The organism is Deinococcus apachensis DSM 19763 (genome assembly GCF_000381345.1).
GTDB classification, from domain to species: domain Bacteria; phylum Deinococcota; class Deinococci; order Deinococcales; family Deinococcaceae; genus Deinococcus; species Deinococcus apachensis.
Map to the genome: position 1 here is coordinate 22,405 of NZ_KB906415.1, position 26,448 is coordinate 48,852.

The window sequence follows — 26,448 nt, forward strand, 5'->3', positions numbered from 1 at the left end:
GCGGGACCTGAACGGGTGAGGGGCGCATGAAGGAACAGTCACACAGCGCGGGACAGGTGGGGGGCGCGGTCGCGCGGGCTGCGGCCCTGCTCGCATCGGGGGACGTGGTGGGCTACCCCACCGAGACGGTCTGGGGTCTGGCCGCTCGCCCCGACCAGCCGGGGGCGGTGGCCCAGCTGTATGCCCTGAAGGGCCGTGACGGTGGAAAGCCCGTGCAGATCTCCTGCGTGGACGCGGAGACGGCGCGAGTTCTGGCCCGAGGGGGAATGGCCTTCGAGGCCCTGGCCCCGCTGTGGCCCGGCCCGCTGACGCTGGTGCTGCCCGCGAATGAGGCCTGTCCGCCCGCCCTGGCCCCCGGGGGATGGGTCGGCCTGCGGGTGCCGGACCATCCGGTCGCGCTCGCGCTGCTGCGGGCCTGCGGCGGCACGCTGGCGACCACCAGCCTCAACCCCAGTGGGCAACCCGCGGCCCGGACCCTCGCCGAGGCGCGGGCGTATGGTCTGGCCACGCTGCTCCTCCCCGACGGGGGCGTTCCGGCGCGGGGATTGGCGAGCACCGTCGTGCGGCTCGACCCGGATGGGGACCGGTTGGAGGTGCTGCGCGAGGGGGCGCTCCCCGAGGAAGTGCTGTGGGAGCGGCTGCGTACCCTGGGGGTTCTCGGAGGAGGAGCGTGACGCCCTCTCCCCAGGCGCTGATCGGGGCGGCTCTCCTCGCGGCCGGACGGCCCGTCACCCGGCGCGAGATCGCCGAAGTGCTGGGCCTGCCCGAGGAAGCTGCCGCCCGCGCCCTGACGGCCTTTGCCGACACCCTGAGTGCAGTGGGGCTGGGCTTCGAGGTGGAGGCCGTGGCGGGGGGCTACCGCCTGGTCGTGCCGCCCGCCCTCTCCGCCCACCTGGCTCCCCTGCTCGCGCCGCCCCCACTGCCCCCGCTGAGTGCCGCCGCGCTGGAAGTCCTCGCCGTGATCGCCTACCGCCAGCCCGTCACCCGCGCCGAGATCGAGGCGATGCGGGGCGGCAGCGCGGGCACGGTGGTCACCCTCCAGGAGCGCGAACTCGTGAAGGTCGTGGGCCGCAGCGACGCCGTGGGACAGCCACTGCTGTACGGCACCACCGAACGCTTTCTGCTGGAGTTCGGCCTGACGGGCCTGGACGACCTTCCGCCGCTGGAGGGCGCGGACTTCTCCCACCTGCTGCGCGGCTGAGGACCAGGCCTTGAGGCTTCGGTGGGGTGGCTTGCCCGCGGCGGGAGTCTGTGCCAGAAAGGAGAGGTAGCCTCCCCGGTGCCCCCACCATGACCCAGAGCACGACCAGCCTCGACCCCTTCGACCCCCTGGAGCTGCTGCGCCTGCTCGCCGAGCGCGGCAGCACCGGCGTCTTCGCGGTGACCCACCCGGCCGGGCTGTTCCAGGCGTGGCTGGAGGGGGGCCGGGTCCAGCACCTGCACTTCGGGTCCGAGCGGGGGGCGGAGGCCCTGGCCCGGCTGCTGGGCGATCCGGTCGGCCAGTTCCACTTCGAGGCGGGCCTGCGCTGCCCCGACCCCATGCTCGACACTTCCCTCGACGAACTCGTGCTGGAGGCGCTGGACGCCCTGCCGGAGGGCGGGCTCAAGTTCGGGGGTCCGGCGCAGTTCACCTCCCCGGAGCGGATAGGCCGCCTGAACTGGACACCCGCCGAGCGGGAGGTGCTGCGGCAGATCCGGGCCGGGCGACCCCTGTCGGAGCTCGCCGAGGACCCGCAGGCGCGGCGCCTGATCGTGAAGCTCTGCCGCATGCGGCTGCTCGCGCCGCGCGCCTCGCGGGTCGCGCGCCTGACCGTCGGGGTGTCGCGGCAGGGAGCGGGAGCGGCCCTGGTGGACCTCCAGATTCACGGCCGCTGGCAGTCGGGCGCGGCGCGGCCCCTGACCCAGGTCGCCGTGCGCCGCGAGGACGGCAGCGTGGTCACCCTCCCCGTGCGGGGCCAACCCGGTCTCGGCCCGCGCCTGCTGCTGCCGCCCGAGCTGCTGCTGCACACCGGGCTGCGCGGCGGGGAAAGCGTACTCGTGCGGCCGGGATAAAGGGGACGGGGGTCTCTTCGCTACACTGTCCGCCATGCCGGACGCCCCTTCCGCCGCCACCGACCTCGCCCGCGCCGTCCTGGCCGGGGAAACAACGCCGCAGGCGCTGCTGGACGCCGCCCGCGCCCGTGTGGAGGCGGCCCGCGACCTCAACATTCTGGTCAGCCTGAATGACCGGGCGGACGAGCAGGCGGGGCGGGTGCAGGCCCGGCTGGACACGGGGGAGACGTTGCCGCTGGCGGGGATTCCCGTCATCGTGAAGGACAACATCAACGTGACGGGCACCCGCACGACCTGCGGCAGCCGCATCCTGGCGAACTACGTCTCGCCCTACGACGCGACGGTGGTGGAGCGCCTGGCGGGTGCCGGGGCCGTGATCGTCGGCAAGGCGAACATGGACGAGTTCGCTATGGGGTCGAGCACCGAGACCAGCGCCTTCGGCCCCACCCTGAATCCCTGGGACCCGGGGCGGGTGCCGGGGGGAACCAGCGGCGGGAGTGCCGCCGCTGTCGCGGCGAACCTGACCCCGGTGGCCCTGGGCAGCGACACCGGCGGCAGTATCCGTCAGCCCGCCGCCTTCACGGGCGTTTATGGTCTGAAACCCACGTACGGGCGTGTCAGCCGCTACGGCCTCGTCGCCCATGCCAGCAGCCTCGACCAGATCGGCCCCTTCGCCCGCTCGGCGGCCGACCTCGCGCTGCTCATGAACGTGATCGCCGGGCACGACCCGCGCGACGCGACCAGCCTGGAAGCCCCCCCGGCCTTCCGCCCGGGCAGCCCGGACGACCTGCGGGGCCTGCGGATCGGCGTGATCCGCGAGAGCCTGCGCGGCAACACACCCGGGGTGGAGGCCGTGCTGAACGCGACCCTGGACGCCCTGCGCGGCGCCGGGGCGACCGTCACCGAGGCCAGCGTTCCCTCCGTCGAACACGCCATCGCCGCCTACTACCTGATCTCCATGCCCGAGGCGAGTTCCAACCTCGCCCGGTACGACGGCATGGTGTACGGCGAGCGTGTGCCCGCCCCCGACGTGGCGCACAGCATGACCCGGACCCGCGAGGAGGGTTTCGGCCCCGAGGTCAAGCGCCGTATCCTGCTGGGCACCTACGCCCTGTCGAGCGGCTACTACGACGCCTACTACTCCAAGGCGATGCGGGTGCGGCGCCTGATCGCGCAGGACTTCGCCCGGGCACTGGAGGGGGTGGATATGCTCGTCACCCCGACCAGCCCCTTCCCCGCCTTCCGCCGCGGCGAGAAGACGAGCGATCCCCTCGCCATGTACGCCGCCGACGTGGACACGGTGGCAATCAACCTCGCGGGCCTCCCGGCGCTCAGCGTGCCCGCCGGGTTCGAGACGGTGGGGGGCGTGAGGCTGCCCGTCGGGATTCAGTTCATCGCGCCCGCCCTTCAGGACGAACGCCTGGTGACGCTGGCAGGCGGGCTGGAGGGGATCGGGGCCGTGCGGGCGGAGCTGGCGCCTGGATACGGCGGCTGAGGCTCCCACTCTGCCCGGGGGTGATCAGGCCAGGGCGCGGCGCAGGAAGTCCCGGACCACTCTCAGAAAGGCCTCCGGTTCCTCGACGAATGGCATATGACCGCTGCGCTCGAAGATCTGGCCCTCCCCGCGCTGGACGCGGGCCGCGATGAGTTCGCCCGCTTCCGGCGGGCAGGTGCGGTCGTGCCGTCCGGCGAGGGCGAGCAGCCGCCCGGTCACCCGGTCCAGGCGGTCCTCGACCTCGATCCCGCCGTATCCGGCCACGCTGAACTGCCGCAGGACGTCGGGCGCGTAGCGGGGGGCGGCGGCCTCGACCCTCGCCTCGTACTCGGGGATGCGGGGGTCACGGGGATCGGCGAAGTGCCACGGCATCTGCTCGTGCATCAACCGGGCGAAGTCCGCCTCGGTCTCCACGTCCGCCTCGCTCGCCCAGGAGGCCTGCACCTGCTCGCGCAACTCGGGGGGCTCGAACGCCGCGAGGCGCCCCGGCAGCCCGTCCAGCCAGCGGGCGGAACCCAGGCCGCAGCAGACGACCGTGGCGGCGGCCTCGCCAGGCTGCTCGACCGCATGTTGCAGCGCCACAAAGGCTCCGAAGGAGTGCCCGAAGACGGCGTAGCGCCGGGCTCCGAGGGCGCGGGCGGCGGCGCTCACGTCGGCGGCCATCTGGGGGAGCGTCCACGTCGCCGGAGGCACGTCGCGGTCGCTGCGCCCCTGCGCCCGGCCGTCGAGCAGCACCAGCCGCACGGTGTCCGTCAGCGGGTCGAGGTAATCCGCGAACTCGGTGTGGTCCAGCCCCGGGCCCCCGTGCAGGACGATCAGCGGGGGCAGATCTTCCGAGCCACGCAGGACGGCGTGCAGCCAGGTATCCCCCACGTCAAGCCGACGGATTTCATCCATCCCGCCAGTGTAGGGGCCTTCGGAACCGTCACGCCCACGCCCGCACCACCCGCAGGGCCTCCCCGTCCCCATCCACCAAGGCGACGAGTTCCCCGCCCAGGGTGACGACGTGCCGTCCCACCGCCCCGGACCTCGGCCGCTTGCCCTGCCGCAACTCCCGCGCCAGCCGCTCGTCCGCCTCGATGCGCGGGAAATGGAGGGCGGCGAGGTCGGGAATGCCGGACGCCTCCGCCAGTTGCTCCATGCTCACGGCCTCGGCGAGGTCGTAGCGGCCCACCCGGGTGCGGACCAGTCCCGCGAGGTGAGCAGGGCCGCCCAGTGCCACCCCCACGTCCCGTGCGAGCGAGCGCAGGTACGTGCCGCTCCCCACGCTCGCCCGCACGAGCAGGGTGGGAAAGTCGCCCAGCGGCCCGGGGAGGGTGAAAGTCCGGCCGATTGGGTCCGGCCGCCAGCCCCCAGCACCGGGCGAGAAGGTCCGGGGAGCCTCCCGCACGCTGCCGTACACGCCCAGCAACTCCAGCGAGTGGATCACGACGTCCCGGGCGGGCAGGTCCAGTTCGCCCCCGGCCCGGGCGACGGCGTAGGCCCGCCTCCCACCGATCTGCACGGCGCTGTACTGCGGGGGAACCTGAAGCTGCGGTCCCAGAAATCCGGCCAGCACCGCCCTCACCTCTTCCTCTCGTGGCGGGGAGACGGGCACGACCTCCGCCAGGGGCCCCTCGGCGTCCAGGGTCGGCGTCCCCGCACCCAGGCTGATCCAGGCGAGGTAATCCTTGGCGTCGGCCTCCATGAACTGCACGAGCTTGGTGGAGTCGTCCACACACAGCACGAGCGCGCCGGTCGCCAGCGGGTCGAGCGTGCCCGTGTGGCCCACCCGTTTCGTGCCGCGGGCACGCCGGGCCCGGTTCACCACGTCGTGAGAGGTCAGACCCAGCGGTTTGTCCACGGCGATCACCGGCATAGGAGGGCAGGGTAGCAGGGGGCGGGGGAGTGTGCCGTCCCCCGTTTCGCGCCGGGAGGCAGCGGGCATACTCCCCGCATGACCCCGCTCTCGGTCCTGCGAACGCGCCCCCTGTTCGCGCGGCTGTGGCTGGGAGCGCTCGTGTCGGGCCTGGGGGACAACCTGAGCTGGCTGGCCCTGACGTGGTTCGTGCTGGAACGCACCGAGCGGGGCGCGGCGGTCGGGGCGCTGCTGCTGTGTTTCGCCCTGCCCGCCGTGGTCACCGGGCCGCTGTGGGGCCGGGCCCTCGACCGCTGGCAGCCGGGGCCGCTCATGCTGCTCGACACCCTGGCGCGGGCCGTGTTGATCGGCCTGATCCCCCTGCTCGACACCCTGGACATTCTTCAATGGTGGATGGTCCTGGTGATCGCCGCCCTGATGGGTGCCCTCGCCCCCGCGACGGGTGTGGGCGTGTGCCTCCTCATCCCCGCGCTGCTCGCCGACGAGGAGCTGGAGCCGGGCAACGCGGCCTACGGCCTCACCGGGCAGATTCCTACGGTCTTCGGCCCGGCGCTCGCGGGTCTGCTGGTCGCGGCCTGGGGGGCACCACGGGCCCTGCTGGTCGATGCCCTGACATTCCTCTTCATGGCCGGGGTGCTGCTGGGCCTGCCCCGGCTGCCGCGTGGGCACCACACGGCGAGCAGGCCGCAGGCGAACATCCGGCAGGGCTGGTCCCCGGTGGTGTGGGCGGTCCTGGGCCTGACCACCCTCTTTTCCTTCGTGTACGGCCCGCTGGAAGCGGCGCTGCCCGTGCTCGCCCGCGAGAGCCTGGGGACGGGCGCCCAGGGGTACGGGGCGCTGTGGTCCGCCCTGGGAGTGGGGATGGTGGTCGGGACCTTCCTGGTGGGCACGCTGGGCCGGGCATTCCCCGTGAGCCTGGTGCTCGTGGGCATCATGGCGCTGTGGGGGCTGGTGGTCATGGGATTGCCCCTCGCCTGCGGCGTTGGCCCCGCGCTCGCGGTCATGTTCGCGGGTGGGGTGATCTGGGGGCCCTACACGGCGCTCGAAACCACCCTGCTCCAGCGCAGCGTGCCCACGGGGCGACATGGGCGCCTCTTCGGGCTGCGGGCCATGCTGCTCGGTCCCGCCGCACCGCTGGGCACAGCCCTGGGCGGGCTGCTGCTGCTCGGTCTGAGCGCGGGGTGGGTGATCGCGCTCTCGGGCCTCGGGTGCCTGCTCGGCGCCTTCCTGGCCCTGCCCTGGCTGCGGCGGGGAGAGCTGGGGGCGGGTGCGGAACCGGTGGGCTAAGCCGCAGGTTCTCCTCCCAGGCTCTGCCGTGCCTGGCCCGCCGCCCGCGCGTACACTGCGGGGCGTGTTGCGCGCCGCCTTCTGGCTCACCGCCCTGGTGTTCCTGCCCGCCGGGCTGTTCCTGTATTTCCTGTCCCCGGAGGTGGCCTCCATCGTCGGCGTCTCCCCGCTGTGGCTGGCGCGGGCGGCGGGCGGGCTGCTCGTCGCCTGGGGCGCGTTCCTGGTGGCGGCGGGCCTTCGTCCAGACAGCTTGAGCGCTGTCGCCCTCGCGGGGGGCAACCTCCTCACCGCCGCCGCGCTCGTGCCGCCCGTCCTGCGCCTGGGGGACGCCCTGCCCGCCCCCGTGCGGACGGCCCTGCTCTCCCTGGCGGGCGTCCTGACCCTGACCGCCGTCCTGGGCATCCTGATCGCCCCCGCCCGCCGGAGCCGCCTGTGACCGGGGAGCGGGGTGGGGGAGAGCGCCTCCAGAAACGGCTCGCCCGCGCCGGGGTCGCCTCCCGCCGCGCCGCCGAGGAGCTGATCACCGCGGGTCGGGTGACGGTCAACGGCGAGGTCGCCACGCTGGGCCGCACGGTCCTGCCCACCGACGAGATCCGGGTGGACGGCTCGCTGGTCGAGACGGAGGCGCTGGAGAAGGTCACCTTCCTGCTGCACAAGCCCGCCGGGTTCGTCACCACCGCCCGCGACGAGTACGGCCGCCGCAACGTGCTCTCGGCCATGCCGCCGGTGCCCGGCCTGCACCCGGTGGGTCGGCTCGACAAGGACTCGGAGGGCCTGCTCCTCCTCACGACCGACGGGCAACTCACCCTGACGCTCACCCACCCCCGCTACGGCCACGAGAAGGCCTACCGCGCCTGGACCCACGGGGAGCCGACCGAGACGGAGCTGCGCGCCCTTGAGGACGGGATCGAACTCGACGACGGCCCCGCCCGCGCCCTGAGCGCTCGCCCCGCCCGCGGCGGCGCCTTCGTCACCCTTCAGGAGGGCCGCAATCGCCAGGTGCGCCGCATGCTGGACGCCCTGGGCTACCCGGTCACCCGCCTGCTGCGCTACCGGGTGGGCGGCCTATGGCTGGGCGACCTCGACCCCGGCGAGTACCGCGAGCTGACGGGGCGCGACCTCCACGCCCTGCTGAACCCGGCGCAGGTGCCCCGCCACGCCTGGGAGCGGGCCGAGCGGGAGACGCTGGGGCGGTGGGGGTAGGTGGGAAAGGGGCCATCTCTTTCCCCCACGCCTTTGCTAGACTGCCCCCGCGGGGAGGTCCACGGTCGCGCCCCACGGCTCCTCTTCGGGGCTGGGGGTGAGGAAAGTCCGGGCACCGCAGGGCAGGATGCCAGCTAACGGCTGGTCGGCGAGTCGAGCGCCCGCGTGAGCGCCACGTCAGGTGGGAGGCGGCGAAGCCGAAGGACAGTGCCACAGAAACCAGACCGCCACTCCCACACGGCCCCGGCGCGGGCGGGGGTGGTCAGGGTGAAACGGTGCGGTAAGAGCGCACCAGGCCCCCCGGAGACGGGGAGTGCTGGTAAACCCCATCCGGTGCAAGACCCGACAGCGCGGTAGGAACGGCCCGTTCCCGTGACCGCCAGGATGGTCGCTTGAGGCGCGCGGCGACGTGCGTCCCAGAGAGATGACCGTGCCCCACGCGAGTGGGCGACAGAACCCGGCTTATCGCCTCCCCGCACCAGGAACAGCCCGCCATCCCGAATAGAGGTGGCGGGTTTCGTCTGTCAGTGGTAGGCCGTGGGGAAAATCCCCCTTCCCACCCACCGCCCACCCCCTACGGCCTCCGGGCGTCGAGTGCGGCCACCACGAACCCGGCGATCAGCAGCAATCCGCCGATGGGCGTAATCGCGCCGAGCCACCACTGTCCGCTCAGCACCAGGAGGTAAAGGGTGCCGCTGAAGATAACCGCCCCGATGAGCAGGAGGGCCGGGGCGCGGCGCTGGGCAGGCTGCGTCCCAAGGGCGAGCAGCGCGAGGGCCGCATACATCTGATACCGCACGCCCGTCTCGAAGTTGGCGAGCAGGGCGGGGTCGAGGCGGGCGCGCAGGGCGTGGGCCCCGAAGGCACCCAGGGCCACGCCGAGCGCCGCGAGCACTGCTCCGGCCACTGTGGGGTGAAGGTTCCGCATGACGGCCAGCCTAGGGGTGGGGAAGTGGGGAATTGTCCCGGCCCGGGGTGGGAGAGAGCACCAGCTTCCCCCACCGCTCCCATCAGGAGCCGACTCTCGAAAAAGGGCGTCTGTAGGCCCACTTTTCCTGCTGCTACCTCTTGCGTCAGACCTGACCTGGCCCTCCCTCCGGGGGGCCCAGGTGGGGAAAGGGGAGAGCTCGGCGGGGCAAACGTGGGGAATTGTGGGAATCGGTGGTAAAAGGTGGGCGGGGCTGTTACACTCGCGCTAACAGCCCAGACCCGCGTCCACACGGCGCGGGTGGGCTGCTACATATGTCTGCCTTTCCGGCCCGCCCAGACGCGGGGCGGTGGGGGAGTCATGTGGGGAAGAGGAGCGTTTGCCGTTCGGAGAGTACCCCTACACCATAGACGACAAGGGCCGCGTGGTCATCCCACCCGCCTTTCGGGAGTTTGTGGAGGACGGGATGATTCTCACACGCGGCATGGAGGGCTGCCTGTACGTCTTCCCGCTCGCCTCATGGCGGCGCGTGGAGGAGCAACTGGAGGGCCTCCCGCTCACCGACGCCCAGTCGCGGGCGTTCGTGCGCTTCTTCTATTCCGGCGCCAACAAGGCGCGGCTGGACAACCAGAGCCGCGTGTCGATCCCGCAGACGCTGCGCTCGTTCGCGGCCCTGGACAGCGACGTGATCGTGGCGGGCGCTCCCGGACGGCTGGAACTGTGGAATCCCGGGCGCTGGGAGACCGCCATCCAGGCCGTGCAGGACGACCCCCCCAAACCCGACCTTCTCGCCAACTTCGTGGCGTGACAACAATGAACACTGCTCCTCCCGACCTGCCCCCCCCGGATTCCCTCTCCCACACCCCGGTCCTCGCCGCCGAGGTGGTTGAAGCGCTGGCCCCCGCCCCCGGCCGCCTGATCGTGGACGGCACCCTCGGCGGCGCCGGACACACCCGGCTGCTGCTGGAGGCCGGTGCCCGGGTCATCGGCATCGACCAGGACCCCTACGCCCTGAACCGGGCCCGCGCCCTCGAACTTCCCAACCTCACCGTGCTGGAGGGCAACTACCGCGACATGCGTGACCTCCTGTCTGACATCGGGGTGACCCAGGTGGACGGTGTGCTCCTCGACATCGGCGTGAGCAGCTTTCAGCTCGACGACGCCGAGCGCGGGTTCTCGTACCACACCGAGGCGCCGCTCGACATGCGGATGAGCCGCAGCGGTGAGAGCGCCGCCGACGTGGTGAACACCTCCCCCGAGGAGGAACTCGCCGCGATCATCTACGAGTACGGCGAGGACCGCCACTCGCGCCGCATCGCCCGCGCCATCGCACAGGCGCGCGAGAAAGCGCCCATCGAGACCACCGTGGGGCTCGCGGACATCGTCAAGCGGGCGTACCCCGGCTTCTCGAAGGGCATTCACCCCGCCCGCCGGACCTTCCAGGCCCTGCGAATCCACGTGAACGACGAACTCGGCGCCCTGCGGGACGGGCTGGAGGCGGCCGAAGCCCTGCTGGCGCCGGGGGGCCGCCTCGCGGTGATCTCCTTTCACTCGCTCGAAGACCGCATCGTGAAGCGCTTCCTGCGGGGCAGCGCGACCCTTCGGCCCCTGACCAAACGCCCGGTGGAGGCCTCAGAGGCTGAGCAGGCCGCCAATCCCCGCGCCCGCAGCGCGAAACTGAGGGCCGCCGAGAAGGTGACCCCATGATCCTGCCCCGCTTCGACCTGAGCACCGCGACGTGGCGGGCGCGCGCCATCCGGTACGTCGTCATCTACCTGCTGCTGGCGCTGGCGCTGGTCATGGCCCGCTACCTGACCCAGGACGTGCGGCCCGAGCTGCGGGCGGCCCAGAAACGGGAGGCGACCCTGACCACCCAGCGGGACGAACTCGAACTGCGCGTCCAGGCCCTGGGGAACCCCCAGCGGATCAGCGACTGGGCGCTTCAGAACGGGATGCGCCGCTTCGCCGAAGCCTCCAAGACCAGCGCGCCCATCACCGGAATCCCCGCCCCCAAGCCCCTGCAACCCCACACCACCCTGGAGGTGACGACCGAATGGAAGTGAAGATCCACCGCCGTTCCCGCCTGATGCAGTTCATCGCCCTGGTGCTGTTCCTGACGCTGGTGTGGGCCTACGCGCAGCTCGAATGGGGCGTGCCGCAGGCCGTCAAGCGCAGCGTGGTGCAGTCGCGCGGGACCATCACCGCCGCTGACGGCACGGTGCTGGCCCAGAGCGTGAACGGCAAGCGGGTTTATCCCCAGGGCACGCTCGCCGGGCAGGTGGTCGGGCTGATGGGCGCGACCGAGGGCCTGGAGGGGCTGGAGGCCGCCTACAACCGCACGCTGGAGGGCGGCCAGAACCTGAAGCTCACCCTGGACCCGGCCGCGCAGGCCGCCGCCGAGGCCGCGCTCGCCAAGGCCGTGCCCGAGCACCAGGGCCAGTACGGCTCGGTGGTCGTGCTTGAAACCCGCACCGGGCGCATCCTGGCCGCCGCGAGCTACCCCCCCTTCGACCCCAACCAGTGGCGCGACTACAGCCCGGAAACCCGGCGCAACCGGCCCTTCCTCGACGTCTTCGAGCCCGGCTCGACCATCAAGGGTCTGGTCGTCGCGGCTGCCATCAACGAGGGCCTGACGACGCCGGAGACCAAGTACGACACGCCCATGCGCCGCTACGTGGGCGGGCGCTGGGGCAGCACGATTGGGGACGCGGTCGCCCACCCCGGCCACCTCACCACCCGGCAGGTGCTGCGCTACAGCAGCAACGTGGGCATGAGCCACATCGTGGAGCACTTCCCCCCCGAGCGGATGCGCGGCTACCTCAGCCATTACGGGTTCGGGAGCTACGTGGATATCCCTACCGTGGTCACCAGCACGGGCCAGCTTCAACCGCTGCGGAACTGGGACGATCTCGTGCGGGCCACCAACGCCTTCGGCCAGGGCATGAGCAGCACGACCCTGCAACTCGCGGCGGCTTACAACACCCTGGCGAACGACGGCCGCTACGTCTCGCCCCGCCTGGTGGAGGGTGAATCCGCGGGCGAGCGGCGCGAGGTGCTGCGCCCCGAGACCGCCCGCAAGACCCGCGAGATGCTCCAGGCCGTGATTGAGGAGGGTATTCCCCACGCTGCCGGAATCAAGGGCTACGCCCTGGGCGGCAAGACGGGCACCGCGCAGGTCTCCGAGGGCGCCAAGGGCTACGCGAGCAACCTGTTCGACAGCCTCTTCGCAGGCTTCTTCCCCGCCGACGCGCCCCGGATCACGGTCGCCGTCATGGTCCACGGCGCCAAGGTCGAGTATCACGGCTCCATGCTCGCCGCCCCGATCTACCGCGAGATCGCCTCCGACATCATCTCCCGCTGGGCCGCCGCCCCCCGCGAGGAGAAGCAGCCCGAGGAGAAGAAGTAAGAGCTTCCTGAGAGTCTGATGTCAGGCGGAGGGGGGAGGAACTCGCCGGAGCTCTCTCTCCCCTCCGCTTTCCACATCTGACTGTGGCGACGGTGACCCTGGAGCTCAACCGATGAGGAGATTTCGCTGGAATTCGGCCCAATCTCGCTCCTGTGGGTGCTATATCCGATGAGAAAATAAATGAGACCATTAGAGTTGGCCTCATGGTGGTGTTCCGCCCTGGGCCGACGTTTTTGCTGCTGAAGGTTATCCGTAGAGTCTGAACTCCCAGGTTCTTATGAGAGGATAACGAAAAGCTCACACAGTTTACGCACGGTGCTTGATTAAGCTCACAAGCTAAGGGGGTCGGTGACCTGTGTCTGCCCGGCCTTCAAACCCACCTTGATCGCCGGGCGCGCCGCGTGGGCGCCCGCAGGAGAATGCATGCCTGTGACGCTCACCCGCTGGATGCGCGCCATCCTGCTCACTACCCTCGGTACCGCCAGCGCCACCCCGGCGCTTCCCTCCCCCAGTGTGGCGACGCAGGCCGTGCGCGAGGCGCTGACGCCCAACCTTCCCGCTCCCGCCCCGGCGCGGAGTGAGCCGGTGGCCCGCGCCCCCCAGCCTGCCCAGCGAGTCGTCCGTCCGGTTCAGACTCCGACGGCGCGTTCAACGCCCACGCAGACTCCCGCCGCACGGCCAACAGTCACCCGGGCAGCAGGCCAGGCTGCCCGCTCAGTGCAGACGGCAACCCGGCCTGCTCCTGCTCAGGCGGCCCGCCCGGCTCAGGCTCCGGTGGCCCGCCGCGCGCCAGCCCAGCCTGCCCGCCCAGCCCAGACCCAGGCGACCCGTGCCCCGCAGGCCCAGGCGTCTACAAGCCGTGCCCAGAACATCCAGCAGTTGCAGTCGCAGGTGAACCGCAACACGACCCGCACGGGCCGCAGCGCCATCGTCCGGGCCACCGCCTACAACAGCATGCCGGGGCAGACCGACTCCACGCCCTTCATCACGGCGACGGGCACCCGCACCCGTCCCGGCGTGGTGGCCCTGAGCCGCGACATGCTGCGGATGTTCCCGTACGGGACGCGCATCACCATTCAGGACCTCAGCGGTCGGTCGAACGGCCTGTTCAACGGCCGGGTCTTTATCGTCGAGGACACCATGGCCGCCTACAAGACGGGCAGCCTCGACGTCTGGATGTCCTCCTACGGCGACGCGATCCGGTTCGGCGCCCGGCAGGTCCGCATTACGGCTGTTCGCTGAGCCGTTTTTCATCCTGTCCGCGTGGGCTGACCCGGGAGGTCGCCCGCGCGGTTTTCTGGTGTTGTCTCCCAGGTGAGTCTCGCCCGGGAGCGGGTTGTCGGAGGACCAGGGGTAGGAGTGACTTCGCCTCCGGCGCGGCCTGACTGCCCCGTTCGCCTGCGCCAAAGCCGCCTGGTCATAGCCCCCGAAGCGAATTTCCGCAGCGTCAAGAGCAAAGCCCTGTCCGGTCTGAGGGCGGCGCACCCCCTTCCTCCCCCTCTGGTATCCTCCGCAGACGTGCCCCGCCCTGTCCCTGACCTCGCCTGGACGCTGGCCCGCGCGCACCTGAGGCGGCGGCGGACCCAGAACCTCCTGACCGTCCTGGGGATCGCGGTGGGCGTGATGGTCCTGATCGCCGCGCTGAGCCTGACGAACGGCTTTACCCGCGCCCTGGTGGACGCCACGCTCCGCGCCAGCCCGCACCTGAGTCTGACGGCCTTCACCCCCTCGCCGCGCGACCCCGGGCTGGAGACCGAGATGCGCGCCGACCCCCGCGTGACCGCCTTCGTGCCCTTTCTGGGGGACAAGGGGCTGCTGACCCGGCCAGCGTCGGCGGGGCGGGCAGCGGGGGTGGACTTCACCACGCTGTTCGGCGTGACGCCCACGGCGGCGACTGTCCTGCGCCTCGCCCCCGAGGAGGGCACGCTTCTGCGAGCTCTGGGTCCGAACGAGGTGCTTCTGGGCGCGGCCCTGGCCCGCAGCGTCGGGGCCTTCACCGGCGACGAGGTGCGGCTGCTGAATTCCACCCAGCGCCGGGTGACCCTGCGGGTGAAGGGGGTCTTCAGCACCGGCAACTACCTGATCGACTCCGGCTACGCCTTCACCAGCCTGGGGACCCTCCAGGCCCTCCAGGGAACGACGAACATCAGCGGCTACCAGCTCCGGCTGCGCGACCCGGACAGTGCCCCGGCGGTGGGGGACGCACTCACCCGCATCCGGCCCTACACCTCCATCCCCTGGCAGAGCCTGTACGGCACGCTGCTCGACCAGCTCGCCCTGCAAAAGCGGGTGATCGCCTTCGTGGTGTTCCTGATCGTGATCGTGGCGGCCTTCGGGATCGCCAACGTGCTGACCCTCGCCGTGTTCGAGAAGACGCAGGAGATTGCCATCCTGCGCGCGGTGGGGGCCACACGCGGGGTGATCACCCGCACGTTCCTGATCGAGGGGGCGCTGCTCGGGCTGGGCGGTCTGTTGCTGGGAAATCTGCTGGGCCTGGGCATCAGCGCCTACTTCACGGTGCGGCCCTTTCAGCTTCCGGGGGACCTGTACTTCATCACGGCGCTGCCGGTGCAGGTGCGGGCGGGCGACCTGCTGTGGGTGAACGCGGTGGGCCTGGGAACCACGCTGCTCGCGGCCCTGATTCCCGCCCGCCGGGCGGCCAATGTGGAACCCGCACGGATCATCCGCTGAGCCGGTCTTCATCCGCCGCCTCTCCCGGAAATGTGAAAAACTTCGTGTCAGACGGACATCACCTTCCTGACGGTGGCCTGAAGCACCATTAACATTCACCCCCGGGAGGCTCATGGCCCGTCAAGTTGCCCCCCGTAACCTCTGTCTCGGAGGTACCACATGAAGAAGCTTCTGATGATCCCGGCCGCGATGCTGCTCGGCACCGCCGCCGCCGCCCCCAAGATCAGCGCCCAGAGCATTATCGTGAACCCCAGCCAGCCCGACCTGGCCGTGAGCGTTCGCGTCGACAAGGACTCCAGCGGCAACGCCACGCCCACCTACCGCACGGGCGAGAACATCCGCATCAGCACGACCGTCAACCGCGACGCCTACGTGTACCTGTTCAACGTGGACGCGAACGGGGAAGTGACCCAGATCCTCCCCAACCGCCTGAGCAGCAGCAACTTCGTGAAGGCGAACACCACGGCGGTGTTCCCCGCGCCCGGCGCCAACTTCAACTTCACGGTGGGCGAGGACGTGGGCCTGAACAAGGTGCTCGCGCTCGCCAGCCTGACCGAGCTGAACCTCGACCAGATCAGCTCCTTCAAGACCCAGCAGGACCAGTTCGCCACCGTGACCGCCAAGGGCCAGCAGCAGCTCGCCCAGGCGCTGAGCATCGTGGTGAACCCCATTCCCCAGAACAGCTGGGTGAGTGACACCGCCTTCTTCAACGTCGCGGCGCGCAACCCCGTTCAGACGGGCAGCCTGTTTGTGGGCACGAACGTCGCCAACTCGACCGTGATCCTGAACGGCCAGCGGCTGGGCAGCGCCAACACCACCTTCACGAACATCCGCCCCGGCTCCTACCCGGTGCGCGTGCAGGCCCCCGGCTTCCGCGACTACACCACGACCATCACCATCCGCGCGGGTGCCACCACCAACCTGAACGTCGAGTTCGCGCAGGTTGTCACTCCCGCCCCGGCCCCCGTGGTCAGCAACCAGTTCACCCTCTCCATCCGCAGCAGCGTGAACGGCGCCCGCGTGTTCGTGGACGGCCAGGAGGTCGGCACGATCCGCAACGGTGGCCTGTCGGTGGACGTGAACCGCGGCGCGACCGAGGTCGTGCTGATCGCCCCCGGTTACCAGACCTTCGTGGGCCGCTACAACGTGACCCGCGACGCCCAGATCACCATCACCCCCACCCGCTGAAGTTCAGCCCAGACCAGAGCACCCCTGCCCGAGCGGCGGGGGTGCTCTCCTGTTCACGGCCCGTGCTGGAGGAGGTCGTGCAGCACCCGCGCCGTCATGCCCCAGATGTCGTGGCCGCGCCAGGGGTAGCGGTAGAGCGGCACCTGCTCGCCGCCCGGCAGGGTGCGAACCTCGCGGACGACGTCCAGGGCGCGCAGTTCTCCCAGGGTGGGCGTGATGATCTGCGCGACCTCGGCCGTCAGCGTCAGGCGTGGCTCGGCGGGCACGCGCGCCAGGACCGGCGTGACGTGGAAGCCGACCGGCGTGAACACGTCGTCGAGCTCGCCCAGCACCGTGACCGTGCGGGGGTCCAGGCCCACCTCCTCCTCGGCCTCGCGCAACGCCCCCTGCACGGGCGTCTCATTAGGGTCGAGGCTGCCGCCCGGAAAACTGATCTGGCCCCGGTGGGTGGGAAGTTCCGCCGAGCGGACGGTGAGGAGCACGCGGGGATCACGCTCGCGGGTCAGCGCGACGAGCACGGCGGCGCGGCGGTACTCGGGCAGGTTCAGCGGCGTGCGGGACCGGCTGCCCACCCAGAGGGCCCAGGGATCGTCCAGGGCGGCGTCGAGCGGGTCCGGTTCGCCTCCCGGGGTCGTCACGCGCCCGCCTCCGGGTCCGGCAGGGCGGCCAGGAAAGCGTGGGTGTGTTCCCGCAGCGCCACCTCCGGGTCCACGCCCAGCGACCAGGCCCAGGCGACGACCGCCGAAAGCACTTCCGCCACTCCCTGTGTCGTGTCGGGGGCCTTTTGAAGAGTCGCCCCCACGTCCTCCCGGCCCGTCTTCTCCCGCCTGGCGAGCTTCTGTGCCTGAGTCTCCCGCGCGAGCGCCCCCAGCGCGGCGGGCACCCGGTCGGCGGCGCTGCGGGGGCGGCCTCCCCGCTCGGCGGTCTTGATCACCTCCCAGTTCGTCACCACCTCGTCCGAGCCGGAGACCTGCACCGCGCCGAACACATGGGGATGCCGCCGCACCAGCTTCTCCACGATGCCGCGCTCCACATCCGGGTAGCCGAAGGTGCCCTCCTCCTCGGCGATGACCGAATGGAAGGCGACCTGCAGCAGCACGTCCCCGAGTTCGCCCGCGAGGGCGGCAGGGCTTTCGCCCACCGCATCCACGGCCTCGGCGGCTTCCTCGAGCAGGTAGGGGCGCAGCGACTCGTGGGTCTGCTCGCGATCCCAGGGACACCCGTCGGGGGCCCGCAGGCGGCGCAGCGTCTGAAGCAGGTCTTGCATTAGCCCATGCTAATCGCCGGGGCGAAGAAGTCGGTATCCGGACGAGGATTTGCCCGGCGTACCTCCGGAGTGGGGAAGGATCGAGTCCCCGGGCAAAGGTCCAGCAGGCCGCTCACGCCCGCTTCACCGTTCGTCAGACACGGTGTGTTGAACTGTGCCTCATGCACAGATTCCTGACCCCTCTCCTCCTGACCACGTTGCTGGGCGTAAGCATCGAGGCCCGGGCCGCCGCGCCCACTCGGCCATCCCAGGCCACCTGGACCGCCTCCAGGCTCGCCACCGCCAAGTACGCCATCCTCGACCCGCGTATAGAGGGGAATCCGAACATCGTGAACGGGGAGCAGCGAGCCGGGATTCTGGCGGCCATGAGGCGGGACTCGGCGGGGGCGATCAAGCGTCGGTATCCGAACGCCACCATTGTGACCGATCTCCAGACCCCCGGCGTGGTCCGGGTGACGCCCGTCCTCGTCACGCCGAATGCCCTGGTTCCCTGGGCCAAGCTCACCGCCCGGCTCCAGTTCGACCTGGGCGCGGGTCAGATCGTCACCCTGGACGACCAGTTCGGCCTCCTGACCCTCTGGCAGCAGCAGGGCCAGGCCGCCAACTACACCTACGACAGGCTCGTTCAGAGGATGCCCTGACCCCAATTAAGCGCCCCTTCACACGCCCCGGCCCACCTGTCGGGGCGTGTTAGGTTCGCCCCATGACCCAAAGCGAGTCACAGTCCGCATCTCGAAAAAGCGCCTTCGTGACGGGCGCGAGCAAGGGCATCGGTTTCGCGGTGGCGCGGGCTCTGACGGGGGCCGGGTACGCGGTGACCCTCACCAGCCGCCGCCAGGCCGAGGTGGAGGCTGCCGCCCGGGAGATCGGCCAGGGCGCCCGAGGCGTGGTGTGCGACGTGCGTGACCCGCAGGCGCTTCAGCAAGCGGTGGACGCCCACGTCCAAGCCTTTGGCGGCCTGGACGTGCTGTTCGTGAACGCGGGCGTGGGCAGCTTCGCCAACATAGAGGACCTGACCGTCGAGCAGTGGCGGGAGGTGATCGACACCAACCTCAGTGGCGCCTTCTACACCATCAAGGCGGGGATTCCCGCCCTTAAACGCCGGGGCGGGTACATCTTCACCCTCTCCAGCCTGGCGGGGCGCAACCCCTTCGCGGGCGGCGCGGCGTACAACGCGAGCAAGTTCGGGCTCAACGGCCTGTCCGAGGTGCTGACCCTCGACCTGCGCCAGCACGACATCAAGGTGACGCAGATCATGCCCGGCAGCGTCGCCACCCATTTTGCCGGGCACACGCCAAGCGAGGCCGACGCCTGGAAAATTCAGCCCGAGGACATTGCCCAGCTCACCCTCGATCTGCTGGAGATGCCTGCGCGTACGTTACCCAGCCGGATCGAGGTCCGGCCCAGCAAGCCGCCAAAGCGGTAGGAGGAAGGCTTTGCCCGGGGGCCGGGTTCTGAAGCCAGGGCGCTCGCCTCCAGAATTCTCCCCGGCTGGCCCCGTGGGTCACCGAGGGGGCCAGGCCGCGTTCGTTCCCGCACCTCCAGGCTTAAGATGGCCGGTATGGCTGAGCTGCCTCCCGGTCCACAGGACGTGCCTGCCAGCCGCGTCCACAGCCTGAGTGACGGCGTTTTTGCCATCGTCATGACCCTTCTAGTGCTGGAGCTGCGGGTTCCGGAACAGGTGAGAGGATTGGGGCAGGTGGCCCGCGACGCCCGGCTCGCCGGGGAACTGGTGACGCTCGCGCCGCGCCTGGTGATCTACGCCTTCACCTTCATCATCGCGGGCCTGAATTGGCTCAGCCACGTGCGCTTCCAGAGGTACGTCCGGCGCACAGACCAGGGCCTGGCTCTTCGGAACGTCGTCTACCTGATGCTGGTGTCCCTGCTGCCCTTCTCGTCGGGCCTGATCGGCGCCTACGGGGATACGCCCGCCGGGGTCGCCACCTACGCCCTCAATCAGGTGCTGATCGGCGCGGCCTTTCTGTGGATGCTGCGCCACGCGGTTCAGCACGGGCTCATGGCTCCGGACTGGCGGGCCCAGCGGCTGGGGGAGCGTGCCCTCGTGAACCTGGGCGGGTTCGTCCTGATGGCCGTCCTGGCCTTTGTTCGCCCCTCGCTGGCGTGGCTCGCGCCCTTCGCCCCGTTTGTCGGCCGCCTGCTGCACCGGGCCGTCCGGAAGGCCTGGTAGGGCACCGGCCCCCGAACACGGCCTGCTAGAATGCCCCGCGTGTACACGAACCGCCGCGCCCATCACGAATATGAGCTGTTGGACCGCTTCGAGGCGGGCATCGCTCTGACGGGCAGCGAGGTCAAGAGCGTCCGGGCGGGCGGCGTGGACTTCCGGGACGCCTTCGCGCGGCTGAACAACGGAAATATCGAGCTGGAGGGCCTGTACATTCCGACCTACACCGAAGCCACGTACAACAACCACGAGCCCCGCCGCACCCGCCGCCTGCTGCTGCACCGCGAGGAGATCGGCAAGCTGAGGCGCGCGCTGGAGCAAAAGGGCCTGACGCTGGTGCCGACCAAGCTCTACCAGAAGGGCCGGGTGTTCAAGGTGGAACTCGCCCTGGCCCGCGGCAAGAAGTTGCACGACAAGCGCCGGGCCGAGGCGGAAAAGGTCGTCCGGCGGGAGCTGCGCGAACTATGAGGCGGGCGGGAAGGGGACGCTTCTCCCGGCCGCTGCTGCTGTCGGCGGCGCTGCTGTGCGCCGGGCTGGCGGGAGCGCAGATCGCCCTGGGTCGGCTCAACCTCGCCGGGCAGCAGGTGCAGTCCATCACCCTGTACGGGGCGGAATACGCGCGCGAGGACGTACTGGAAGGCCTGGTGAGCGTCACGCGCGACGGCCCGGTGGCCCGGGTGGAGGGTTTTGGCCACACGCTGCTGCTCCCCATCGACGAGGATCAGCAGCGGGCGACGACCGACTTCAACACCGTGCAGCTCGACACCGAGCGGGTGCGGGCACGCTCGGCGACCCTGGTGAATGGGAACCTCTACCTGCCGCTCGACACGCTGGCGCGGGGGCTGGGCGCCACCTACGAGGTGGGCAACTTCAAGGTGGTGCCCGCGACCCTCCAGGGCGTGAGCAGCCGCGCGGGCAAGGACAGCGACCGCCTGGTCCTCGACCTGACGCGTGACGTGCCGGTCGTGGACGAGCTGCGCGGCACGACGGTGACCGTGACCCTGCGCGGCGCCCGGGGCGAGGCGAAGCGGTACACCACCCGGGGAGCCTTCGTTCCCCAGGCCGAGGTGACCCGCAGCGGCGACGACCTGCGGCTGACCTTCGCCCTGCCACCCGGCAGCGGCTACCGGGTGTACCGGGTGGTACGCCCGGGTGGAGCCCGGCTGGTGGTGGATGCGGGGCCGGGGGTGCCCTACACCAGCCCGGCGCTGCTGGAACGCCTCTCGCGGCCCCTGATCGTCCTCGACCCCGCCCGCGTGACCGGGCTGGGCCGCGACGTGACGCTGGAGGTGGCCCGCCGCTCGGCCGAGCTGCTCAACAAGGCGGGGTGGCAGGTCAAGCTGACCCGGGACGCGCAGACCGCGCTGGGCCTGAACCAGAAGCTGTCCCTCGCCCGGCGCAGCGACGTGTACCTTGCGCTCGACCTGGGCCGCTTCCCCGGCAGCCCGCGCGGGGGCGTCACCGTGTACGAGCCGACGGGAAGTTCGTCGGCGCAGATCGTGAACGCCGTGCGGGGCGGGGCGCAGGCCCCCTACATCGACCTGGCAGTGGGGAGCGGCGGCGGCACCCGGCGCCTGAGCGAGCTGCTGCGTGGTGAGCTGAAGGGCGGGGGCGTCACGGCCAAGGCCGAGAACATCTCCCGCACCCTCACGCTGGGCGAGGCCCCGCAGGCCGCGCTGCTGCTGGAGATGGGCTGGACCAGCAACGCCGAGGACCGCGCCAAGCTCGGGGTCGACGAGCGGCTCCAGGCGATGTCGGTCGCGGTCGCGCGCTCCATCGCCACGTACCTCACGGCGCGGGCGGCGAACGCGGGCCGGGCCCCGGCGGGCGGGGGGCGCCAGTGAGGCGGCTCTTTTCCCTCTTCAACGTGGTGAGCGCCGCGCTCCTCGCCGCCGCGGCCTACGCCTACCAAGAGGTGCAGCGTCCCCCCCAGGTGACCGCCCCGCCCCGGCTGGAGCTGGAGGAAAAGCGCGACGTGAAGGTCAAGGTGTACTTCAGCGACGCGCAGGTCCAGACCCTGAAGCCCGAGACCCGCATCGTGCAGGTCATCCAGGAGAACCCCGGCACGCTGGCCCAGGCTGCCCTCAATGTCTGGGCGTCGGGACCCCAGGCCTCCGGCTCGCTGCGCCTCGTCCCCGAGGGCACAGCGGCGCCCAAGGTCTGGGTGCGTGGCGCGCACTACTACGTGAACCTCCCGGCGGCGTACGGGAAGCTGCGTTACGGCACGACCGGCGACCGGATGCTGCTGTGTACCCTGGCCCGCACGCTGCTGGAAACGCGCGGTCAGGACGTCACCTTTCTGGTCGACGGCAAGAACGTGGACACCTTCGGGCACCTCGACGTGCGCGAGCCGTACACCCGGCAGGACTGCGCGGACCAGTAGCCCCTCGGCCCCATGCTCCAGAGCATCACCCTCCAGGGCTTCAAGAGCTTCGCGGACCGCACCCGGCTGGAATTCGGGCCGGGCGTGTGCGCCGTCATCGGCCCCAACGGCAGCGGCAAGAGCAATGTGGTCGAGGCGATCCGCTGGGCCACCCACCAGGCCCGGGCGCGCGAGTTGCGGGCGGGGCGCGGCACCGAGCTGATCTTCCACGGGAGCGGCGGCAAAGCGCCCCTCGGGCTGGCGGAGGTGCAGGTCGAGCTGCTGACGGGGGAGGGCCGGGTGAACGTCACCCGCCGGGTGTACCGCGACGGGACCGGCGAGCAGGACCTGAACGGCCGCCCCGTCCGCGTCCGCGACGTGCAGGGGGCGCTGCGGGGCACCGGGCTGGGGCCGGGCGGCCTCGCGGTGATCGGGCAGGGCGAGGTGAGCGGCGTCGTGCAGGCCGAGGGCCGGACGCTGCTGGGCTATGTGCAGGAGGCGGCGGGGCTGTCGCGCGCCGTCACCGCCCGCCAGGAGACGGAGGCGCGGCTGCGCGAGGCGGCGTTGTCTCTGGAGCAACTCCGGCTGGTGCAGGGAGAGCGCGCGGCGCACGTCGAGCGGCTGGAGCGGGCGGCCCGTGAGGCCCGCGCCTACCGCGACCTGACCGCCCGAATCCTGACCCTGGAGGACGCCCTGAGGCGTGAGCGTCAGGCGGCGCTGGCCCGCGAGATCGCCTCCGCCCGCGCCGAGGCGGAGGGGCTGGAGGCCAGAAGTACGGGGCTCGCCGCCGAGGTGCAGGCCGCCGCCGCCCGGGTGGAGGCTGCCCGCGAGGCGGTCCTGGAGGCCCGCTCCCGCGCCGACGCTTTCGCCGGGGCGCTCGACGCCCTGCGCGCCGCCCGCGATGCCCACGCCCAGGCGGGCCGCTACCGTGATCACCTGAACGAGGAGGCCGAGCGGCTGCGCGCCGAACTCGCGGCCCTGCCCCAGAGCCCGCCCGCCGGGGCCGCCCCCGACCTCCCCGCGCTGGAGGTTGCTGTGACTACGGCGCGCACTGAGGCGGAGGCCGCTGAGCGCCGCGCACGCTCGCTGGACGCCGAGTTGACCCGCGCCCGAGAGGGGGCCGCGCGCGCTGCCCAGGCCGCCGCCCGTGTCGACGCCAGCCGGGAGACCCTGGGCGCCGAGCTGGAACGCGCCGAGGGCAACCTGGAGGACGCGCGGGAGGCGCTGGCCGCCGCCCATGAACGCTTGGCTTCCGCCGCCCACGCCCGCGAGAAGGCCGAGGCCGCCTACACCACCCTTGCCGCCCGCCGCACCGACATGCAGGCCCACGAGCGGCACCTCCAGAATGAACTCTCCCGCCTGAACGCGAGCGTGGCCCCCCTGCGCCGCGAGCGCGAGCGGCTGGAGGGGTCCCTCGACTCCTACGCCCGCTACGGCGAGGGCGCCCGCAACGCCCTGCGCCTCGACCACCCCGGCATCGTGGGCTCGGTCGCCGACCTTCTCACCGTTCCCGCCAAGTACGAGACGGCGGTCACCGCCGCCCTGGGCCGCCGCCTGGAGCAGATCGTCGTCCACACGGGTGAGGATGCCCGGCACATCATCGACGAACTCAAGCGGGTGGGGGGCCGCGCGACCTTCCTCCCCCTCGACCTGATCCGTGCCCGGCCCCGCCGCGATGGCGCCCTGCTGCGCGAGGCGGGTGTGGTCGGCAACCTCGCCGACCTGTGCCCGACCGACCCGCCGCTCGTCGGCGAGGCGATCCTGGCGGACACCCTGGTCGTGGAGGACCTGCGCGCCGCCAACCGCCTCGCCCGCGCGCACCCCAACCGGCCCCGCCTCGTCACGCTGGAGGGCGAGCTGCTGGAGGCCGGGGGCGCGATCACGGGCGGACGGCTGCGTGACGCGGGCTTCAGCATCCTCGCCGACCAGCGCCGCTTGCAGGAGATCAACGGGGAGCTGGAGGACGTGGACCGGCAGACTGCCCGCCTCGCCGCTGAGTTGAAACGGGTGCAGGGCGTCCTGACAGGGGATGCGGGCGAGCACGACACGCTCCTCGCCGCCCGGGAACGGGCCGCCCGCGAGGAGCGCGAGGCCGAGCGGCGCGTGACCGAGCTGGACGCGCAGGTTCGCAGCTTGAGTACCCACCGCGACCGCCTCCTCGCCCGGTTGTCCGCCGAAACGCCCGCCCCTGCGGTCCAGCCGGAAGGGCCGCTGGCCGACCCCGCCGAACTCGAAGCCGCCCTGCTCGCCGCCCGCACCGCCGCTGAGGACGGGCGCGGACGGGAGCGGGCGGCGCTCGAGGCCCTGGCGCTTGCCCGCGAACTCGACGCGGCGTGGCGGGCCTTCCGCACTGCGCGGGCACGGGCGGGAGACCTGCGCGAGCGCCTGAACGCCAATGCCGAGGCGATGACCGCCCAGGAGGCCCACCTCGCCACCGCCTCCGCCGAGGTGGGGCGCCGTGAGGCCGCGCTGGGCACCCTCGACGAACACGAGCTGTACCGCGCGGAAAAGGAACGGGACGCCGCCGCCCAGGCGTACACCTCCCTCATCGGTGAGCAGAACAAGGTCCGCGCCCGGCTGGAGGACACCCGGCTCCTGATCGCCCGCCGCGAGGGCAGTCCGGAGCCCATCCCCGAGGGATGCAGTCCGCCCGGCACCCCACGTGAATGGACGGCAGAGCTTAACCGCAGCCGCGCTGACCTCGAACGCCTGGGTCCTATCAACGCCCGCGCCGAGGCCGACCACGCCGCCGAGAGTGCCGAGCTGGAGCGCCTCAGCAACGAGCTGAACGACGCCGAGGAGGCCGCCGCCGAGTTGCGCGGTCACCTCTTGGAGCTGGAGACTGCTGAAGGCCTCGCCACCCGCGCCGCCTTCGACCGGGTGACCGCCGCCTTCCGGGAGTACAGTGCGGAGCTGCTCGGCGGTCAGGGCGAACTGGAACCCGAACACGACGAGGCGGGCCGCCTCACCGGGCTGCGCCTCGCCGTGCAGCCGAAGGGCAAGCGCACCCGCTCGATGACGCTGCTCAGTGCGGGCGAGTGCACGATGGCGGGCCTGGGCTTCCTTTTCGCCCTGAACCACGCCGGTGGGGAAGGGAGTGCCGGGGGTCTCCCCCTCGCCGTCCTCGACGAGGTGGACGCGCCCCTGGACGAGGCGAACATCCGGCGCTTCACGGCCTTCCTCGAACGCTTCTCGGCACGGGGAGCGCAATTCCTGCTCGTCACCCACCAGAAGGCGACGATGGAGGTGGCGAACGCGCTGTGGGGCGTCACGACCGACCACACCGGGGCCAGCCGCGTGCTGAGCATCCGCCAGGCGGAGGAGGCCGTGGCGCGGTGAGGACCAGCCCGGCCAGACTGGAGGAGCGGCGCTTCGGGCGGGACGCCATGACCTGGGCGGCCTACCTGCTCCTGGGCTACTTTGGCTTCCTGATCAACGTGCTGGGGCCGTTGGTGCCCTTCCTGCGCGAGAAGCTGCACCTCACCTATGCCCAGGCGAGCCTGCACACGAGTGCCTTCGCCGTCGGCCTGCTCGTCGCCAGCGTCACGGCCGACCGGCTGGCCGCCCGTTTCGGGGACCGGAGGCTGCTGTGGGGCGGCGCGGCGGGAATGGCGGTCGGCGCCGGGCTGCTCGCGGTCGCCCCCACCTTCGCCCTCAGCGTGCTGGGCACCCTGATCATGGGCACGCTGGGTTCCCTGACGCTCGTGCAGGTGTCCGCGGTGCTGGCCCGGCGCCACGGGGAGGGGCGCGGCCGCGCCTTCGCCGAGGCCAACGCCATCTCCAGCCTGTGCGGCGTGCTGGCCCCGCTGGCGGTCGGGGGCGCAGTGGCGGCCGGGCTGGGCTGGCCCGCCGTGCTGTGGTTCGCGGCGGCGGCGCTGGTGGCGCTTGCCCTGCGCTTTGGCCGGGTGACATTTCCGGGGCGAAGCGGTGGGGGAGAGAGGTCGCGCATCTCCCTTCCCGCCCGCTACTGGCGCTACTGGGCTCTCCTCCTCCTCGTCGTGGCGGTGGAATTTGGGGTGGGTTTCTGGGGAGCGGATTTCCTGCGCGTCGTGGGAGGCTTCACGCGGGCGGCGGCGGCGACCAGCGCGGGCGCCTTCCTGCTGGCGATGCTCATCGGGCGGGTGGCGGGCGGGGCGCTCGTGTCGGTGTGGCCCGCGCCCCGTGTGGTTGCCCTTTCCCTGTTGACCGCTCTGCTGGGCTTCCTGCTGTACTGGCTGCCGGATTTCACGGTCACCCGCGTGCTGGGCCTCTTCGTCACCGGCCTGGGGATTGCGAACCTCTACCCGGCCCTGCTCACCCTCGCGGTGGGTACCGCCCCGGGGCAGGAGGATGTGGCGAGTGCCCGCGCCGCCCTGGCCTCGGGCCTCGCCATCCTGCTCGCCCCCTTCGCGCTGGGCGCCGTGGCTGACGCCTCCTCGCTGTTCCTGGCGCAGATTGTCATTCCCGCACTGCTGGTTCTGGCGGGGGCGGGATTGTGGTGGGTGGAGCGGCGGGAGAGGGTGGGGGCGCCGCCCAATCCCTGAGTTCCC

Annotated in this window: 27 protein-coding genes and 1 other RNA gene; 23 read left to right on the forward strand and 5 right to left on the reverse strand. The window is 71.5% G+C overall.

All coding sequences use genetic code 11. The features are described from left to right. Positions 1 to 26: 26 nt before the first annotated feature. The 4 genes from F784_RS0118540 to gatA all read left to right on the forward strand — a co-directional run bounded on the left by F784_RS0118540 (position 27) and on the right by gatA (position 3,547). Positions 27 to 674: an L-threonylcarbamoyladenylate synthase gene (locus F784_RS0118540; RefSeq protein WP_019588223.1), complete on the forward strand. Its 648-nt coding sequence runs from the start codon at positions 27 to 29 to the stop codon at positions 672 to 674. Next, positions 671 to 1,201 (forward strand): SMC-Scp complex subunit ScpB, encoded by a 531-nt coding sequence (scpB, locus tag F784_RS0118545; protein WP_019588224.1) that lies wholly within the window; start codon positions 671 to 673, stop codon positions 1,199 to 1,201. Before F784_RS0118540 ends, scpB begins: the two co-directional genes overlap by 4 nt. Positions 1,202 to 1,290: 89 nt before the next feature. Further along, entirely contained in the window at positions 1,291 to 2,052 is a 762-nt protein-coding gene (locus tag F784_RS0118550) for a DUF4388 domain-containing protein (protein ID WP_019588225.1), read from the forward strand. Between the two features lie 34 nt (positions 2,053 to 2,086). Next, positions 2,087 to 3,547, forward strand: coding sequence for an Asp-tRNA(Asn)/Glu-tRNA(Gln) amidotransferase subunit GatA (gene gatA / locus F784_RS0118555; RefSeq protein ID WP_019588226.1), 1,461 nt, complete (start codon positions 2,087 to 2,089; stop codon positions 3,545 to 3,547). A 24-nt stretch (positions 3,548 to 3,571) separates the two neighbouring features. Here the strand turns inward: gatA and F784_RS0118560 are convergent, their stop codons facing one another. Further along, positions 3,572 to 4,444, reverse strand: a complete 873-nt coding sequence (locus F784_RS0118560) for an alpha/beta fold hydrolase (protein ID WP_040383556.1) — start codon at positions 4,442 to 4,444, stop codon at positions 3,572 to 3,574. 28 nt (positions 4,445 to 4,472) lie between these two features. Beyond that, positions 4,473 to 5,405, reverse strand: a complete 933-nt coding sequence (gene truB / locus F784_RS0118565) for a tRNA pseudouridine(55) synthase TruB (protein WP_019588228.1) — start codon at positions 5,403 to 5,405, stop codon at positions 4,473 to 4,475. A gap of 78 nt (positions 5,406 to 5,483) precedes the next feature. On the opposite strand from truB, the gene F784_RS0118570 reads away from it, so the two are divergent. From F784_RS0118570 to rnpB, 4 genes are all read left to right on the forward strand, one after another. Then, a complete protein-coding gene (locus F784_RS0118570; RefSeq protein WP_019588229.1) occupies positions 5,484 to 6,692 on the forward strand; it encodes an MFS transporter in 1,209 nt (402 codons plus the stop codon). Positions 6,693 to 6,756: 64 nt separating this feature from the next. Beyond that, positions 6,757 to 7,128, forward strand: coding sequence for a hypothetical protein (locus F784_RS0118575; protein ID WP_019588230.1), 372 nt, complete (start codon positions 6,757 to 6,759; stop codon positions 7,126 to 7,128). Beyond that, positions 7,125 to 7,895: a pseudouridine synthase gene (locus F784_RS0118580; protein WP_019588231.1), complete on the forward strand. Its 771-nt coding sequence runs from the start codon at positions 7,125 to 7,127 to the stop codon at positions 7,893 to 7,895. Before F784_RS0118575 ends, F784_RS0118580 begins: the two co-directional genes overlap by 4 nt. Positions 7,896 to 7,944: 49 nt before the next feature. Continuing rightward, an RNA gene (gene rnpB / locus F784_RS24885) (RNase P RNA component class A) lies at positions 7,945 to 8,376 on the forward strand. 93 nt (positions 8,377 to 8,469) lie between these two features. Here the strand turns inward: rnpB and F784_RS0118585 are convergent. Then, a complete protein-coding gene (locus F784_RS0118585) occupies positions 8,470 to 8,823 on the reverse strand; it encodes a DUF423 domain-containing protein (RefSeq protein ID WP_019588232.1) in 354 nt (117 codons plus the stop codon). 379 nt (positions 8,824 to 9,202) lie between these two features. On the opposite strand from F784_RS0118585, the gene mraZ reads away from it, so the two are divergent. The 7 genes from mraZ to F784_RS0118625 all read left to right on the forward strand — a co-directional run bounded on the left by mraZ (position 9,203) and on the right by F784_RS0118625 (position 16,108). Next, complete coding sequence (gene mraZ, locus F784_RS0118590; RefSeq protein ID WP_019588233.1) at positions 9,203 to 9,631, forward strand: division/cell wall cluster transcriptional repressor MraZ; 429 nt, start codon at positions 9,203 to 9,205, stop codon at positions 9,629 to 9,631. Positions 9,632 to 9,636: 5 nt separating this feature from the next. After that, on the forward strand, positions 9,637 to 10,530 hold the full coding sequence (gene rsmH, locus F784_RS0118595; RefSeq protein ID WP_019588234.1) for a 16S rRNA (cytosine(1402)-N(4))-methyltransferase RsmH: 894 nt from the start codon (positions 9,637 to 9,639) through the stop codon (positions 10,528 to 10,530). Then, a complete protein-coding gene (locus tag F784_RS0118600; RefSeq protein ID WP_019588235.1) occupies positions 10,527 to 10,886 on the forward strand; it encodes a hypothetical protein in 360 nt (119 codons plus the stop codon). The genes rsmH and F784_RS0118600 overlap by 4 nt, the downstream gene beginning before the upstream one ends. Continuing rightward, positions 10,877 to 12,229: a peptidoglycan D,D-transpeptidase FtsI family protein gene (locus F784_RS0118605; RefSeq protein ID WP_019588236.1), complete on the forward strand. Its 1,353-nt coding sequence runs from the start codon at positions 10,877 to 10,879 to the stop codon at positions 12,227 to 12,229. Before F784_RS0118600 ends, F784_RS0118605 begins: the two co-directional genes overlap by 10 nt. Before the next feature lie 423 nt (positions 12,230 to 12,652). After that, complete coding sequence (locus F784_RS26675; protein ID WP_169405710.1) at positions 12,653 to 13,471, forward strand: hypothetical protein; 819 nt, start codon at positions 12,653 to 12,655, stop codon at positions 13,469 to 13,471. 276 nt (positions 13,472 to 13,747) lie between these two features. After that, positions 13,748 to 14,920: an ABC transporter permease gene (locus tag F784_RS0118620; RefSeq protein WP_019588239.1), complete on the forward strand. Its 1,173-nt coding sequence runs from the start codon at positions 13,748 to 13,750 to the stop codon at positions 14,918 to 14,920. A gap of 159 nt (positions 14,921 to 15,079) precedes the next feature. Next, complete coding sequence (locus tag F784_RS0118625; protein WP_019588240.1) at positions 15,080 to 16,108, forward strand: DUF4384 domain-containing protein; 1,029 nt, start codon at positions 15,080 to 15,082, stop codon at positions 16,106 to 16,108. Between the two features lie 53 nt (positions 16,109 to 16,161). Here the strand turns inward: F784_RS0118625 and F784_RS0118630 are convergent, their stop codons facing one another. Both F784_RS0118630 and F784_RS0118635 read right to left on the reverse strand, forming a co-directional pair. Beyond that, on the reverse strand, positions 16,162 to 16,746 hold the full coding sequence (locus F784_RS0118630; protein WP_019588241.1) for an NUDIX hydrolase: 585 nt from the start codon (positions 16,744 to 16,746) through the stop codon (positions 16,162 to 16,164). Beyond that, a complete protein-coding gene (locus F784_RS0118635; RefSeq protein ID WP_019588242.1) occupies positions 16,743 to 17,375 on the reverse strand; it encodes a MazG family protein in 633 nt (210 codons plus the stop codon). Before F784_RS0118635 ends, F784_RS0118630 begins: the two co-directional genes overlap by 4 nt. 161 nt (positions 17,376 to 17,536) lie before the next feature. Between F784_RS0118635 and F784_RS0118640 the strand changes: the two genes are divergently transcribed. From F784_RS0118640 to F784_RS0118675, 8 genes are all read left to right on the forward strand, one after another. Beyond that, complete coding sequence (locus F784_RS0118640; protein ID WP_019588243.1) at positions 17,537 to 18,016, forward strand: hypothetical protein; 480 nt, start codon at positions 17,537 to 17,539, stop codon at positions 18,014 to 18,016. Positions 18,017 to 18,078: 62 nt separating this feature from the next. Further along, the gene (locus F784_RS0118645; protein WP_026332584.1) at positions 18,079 to 18,801 is read left to right on the forward strand and encodes an SDR family oxidoreductase; all 723 of its coding nucleotides are present in this window, start codon (positions 18,079 to 18,081) and stop codon (positions 18,799 to 18,801) included. A 135-nt stretch (positions 18,802 to 18,936) separates the two neighbouring features. Beyond that, positions 18,937 to 19,563: a TMEM175 family protein gene (locus F784_RS24875; RefSeq protein WP_019588245.1), complete on the forward strand. Its 627-nt coding sequence runs from the start codon at positions 18,937 to 18,939 to the stop codon at positions 19,561 to 19,563. A gap of 30 nt (positions 19,564 to 19,593) precedes the next feature. Further along, positions 19,594 to 20,025: an SsrA-binding protein SmpB gene (smpB, locus tag F784_RS0118655; protein WP_026332585.1), complete on the forward strand. Its 432-nt coding sequence runs from the start codon at positions 19,594 to 19,596 to the stop codon at positions 20,023 to 20,025. Continuing rightward, positions 20,022 to 21,401: an N-acetylmuramoyl-L-alanine amidase gene (locus tag F784_RS0118660; protein ID WP_019588247.1), complete on the forward strand. Its 1,380-nt coding sequence runs from the start codon at positions 20,022 to 20,024 to the stop codon at positions 21,399 to 21,401. Before smpB ends, F784_RS0118660 begins: the two co-directional genes overlap by 4 nt. Next, a complete protein-coding gene (locus F784_RS0118665; protein ID WP_019588248.1) occupies positions 21,398 to 21,940 on the forward strand; it encodes a GerMN domain-containing protein in 543 nt (180 codons plus the stop codon). The genes F784_RS0118660 and F784_RS0118665 overlap by 4 nt, the downstream gene beginning before the upstream one ends. 12 nt (positions 21,941 to 21,952) lie before the next feature. After that, positions 21,953 to 25,258: an AAA family ATPase gene (locus F784_RS0118670; protein ID WP_019588249.1), complete on the forward strand. Its 3,306-nt coding sequence runs from the start codon at positions 21,953 to 21,955 to the stop codon at positions 25,256 to 25,258. Further along, positions 25,255 to 26,442, forward strand: a complete 1,188-nt coding sequence (locus tag F784_RS0118675; protein ID WP_019588250.1) for an MFS transporter — start codon at positions 25,255 to 25,257, stop codon at positions 26,440 to 26,442. Before F784_RS0118670 ends, F784_RS0118675 begins: the two co-directional genes overlap by 4 nt. Positions 26,443 to 26,448: the final 6 nt, after the last annotated feature.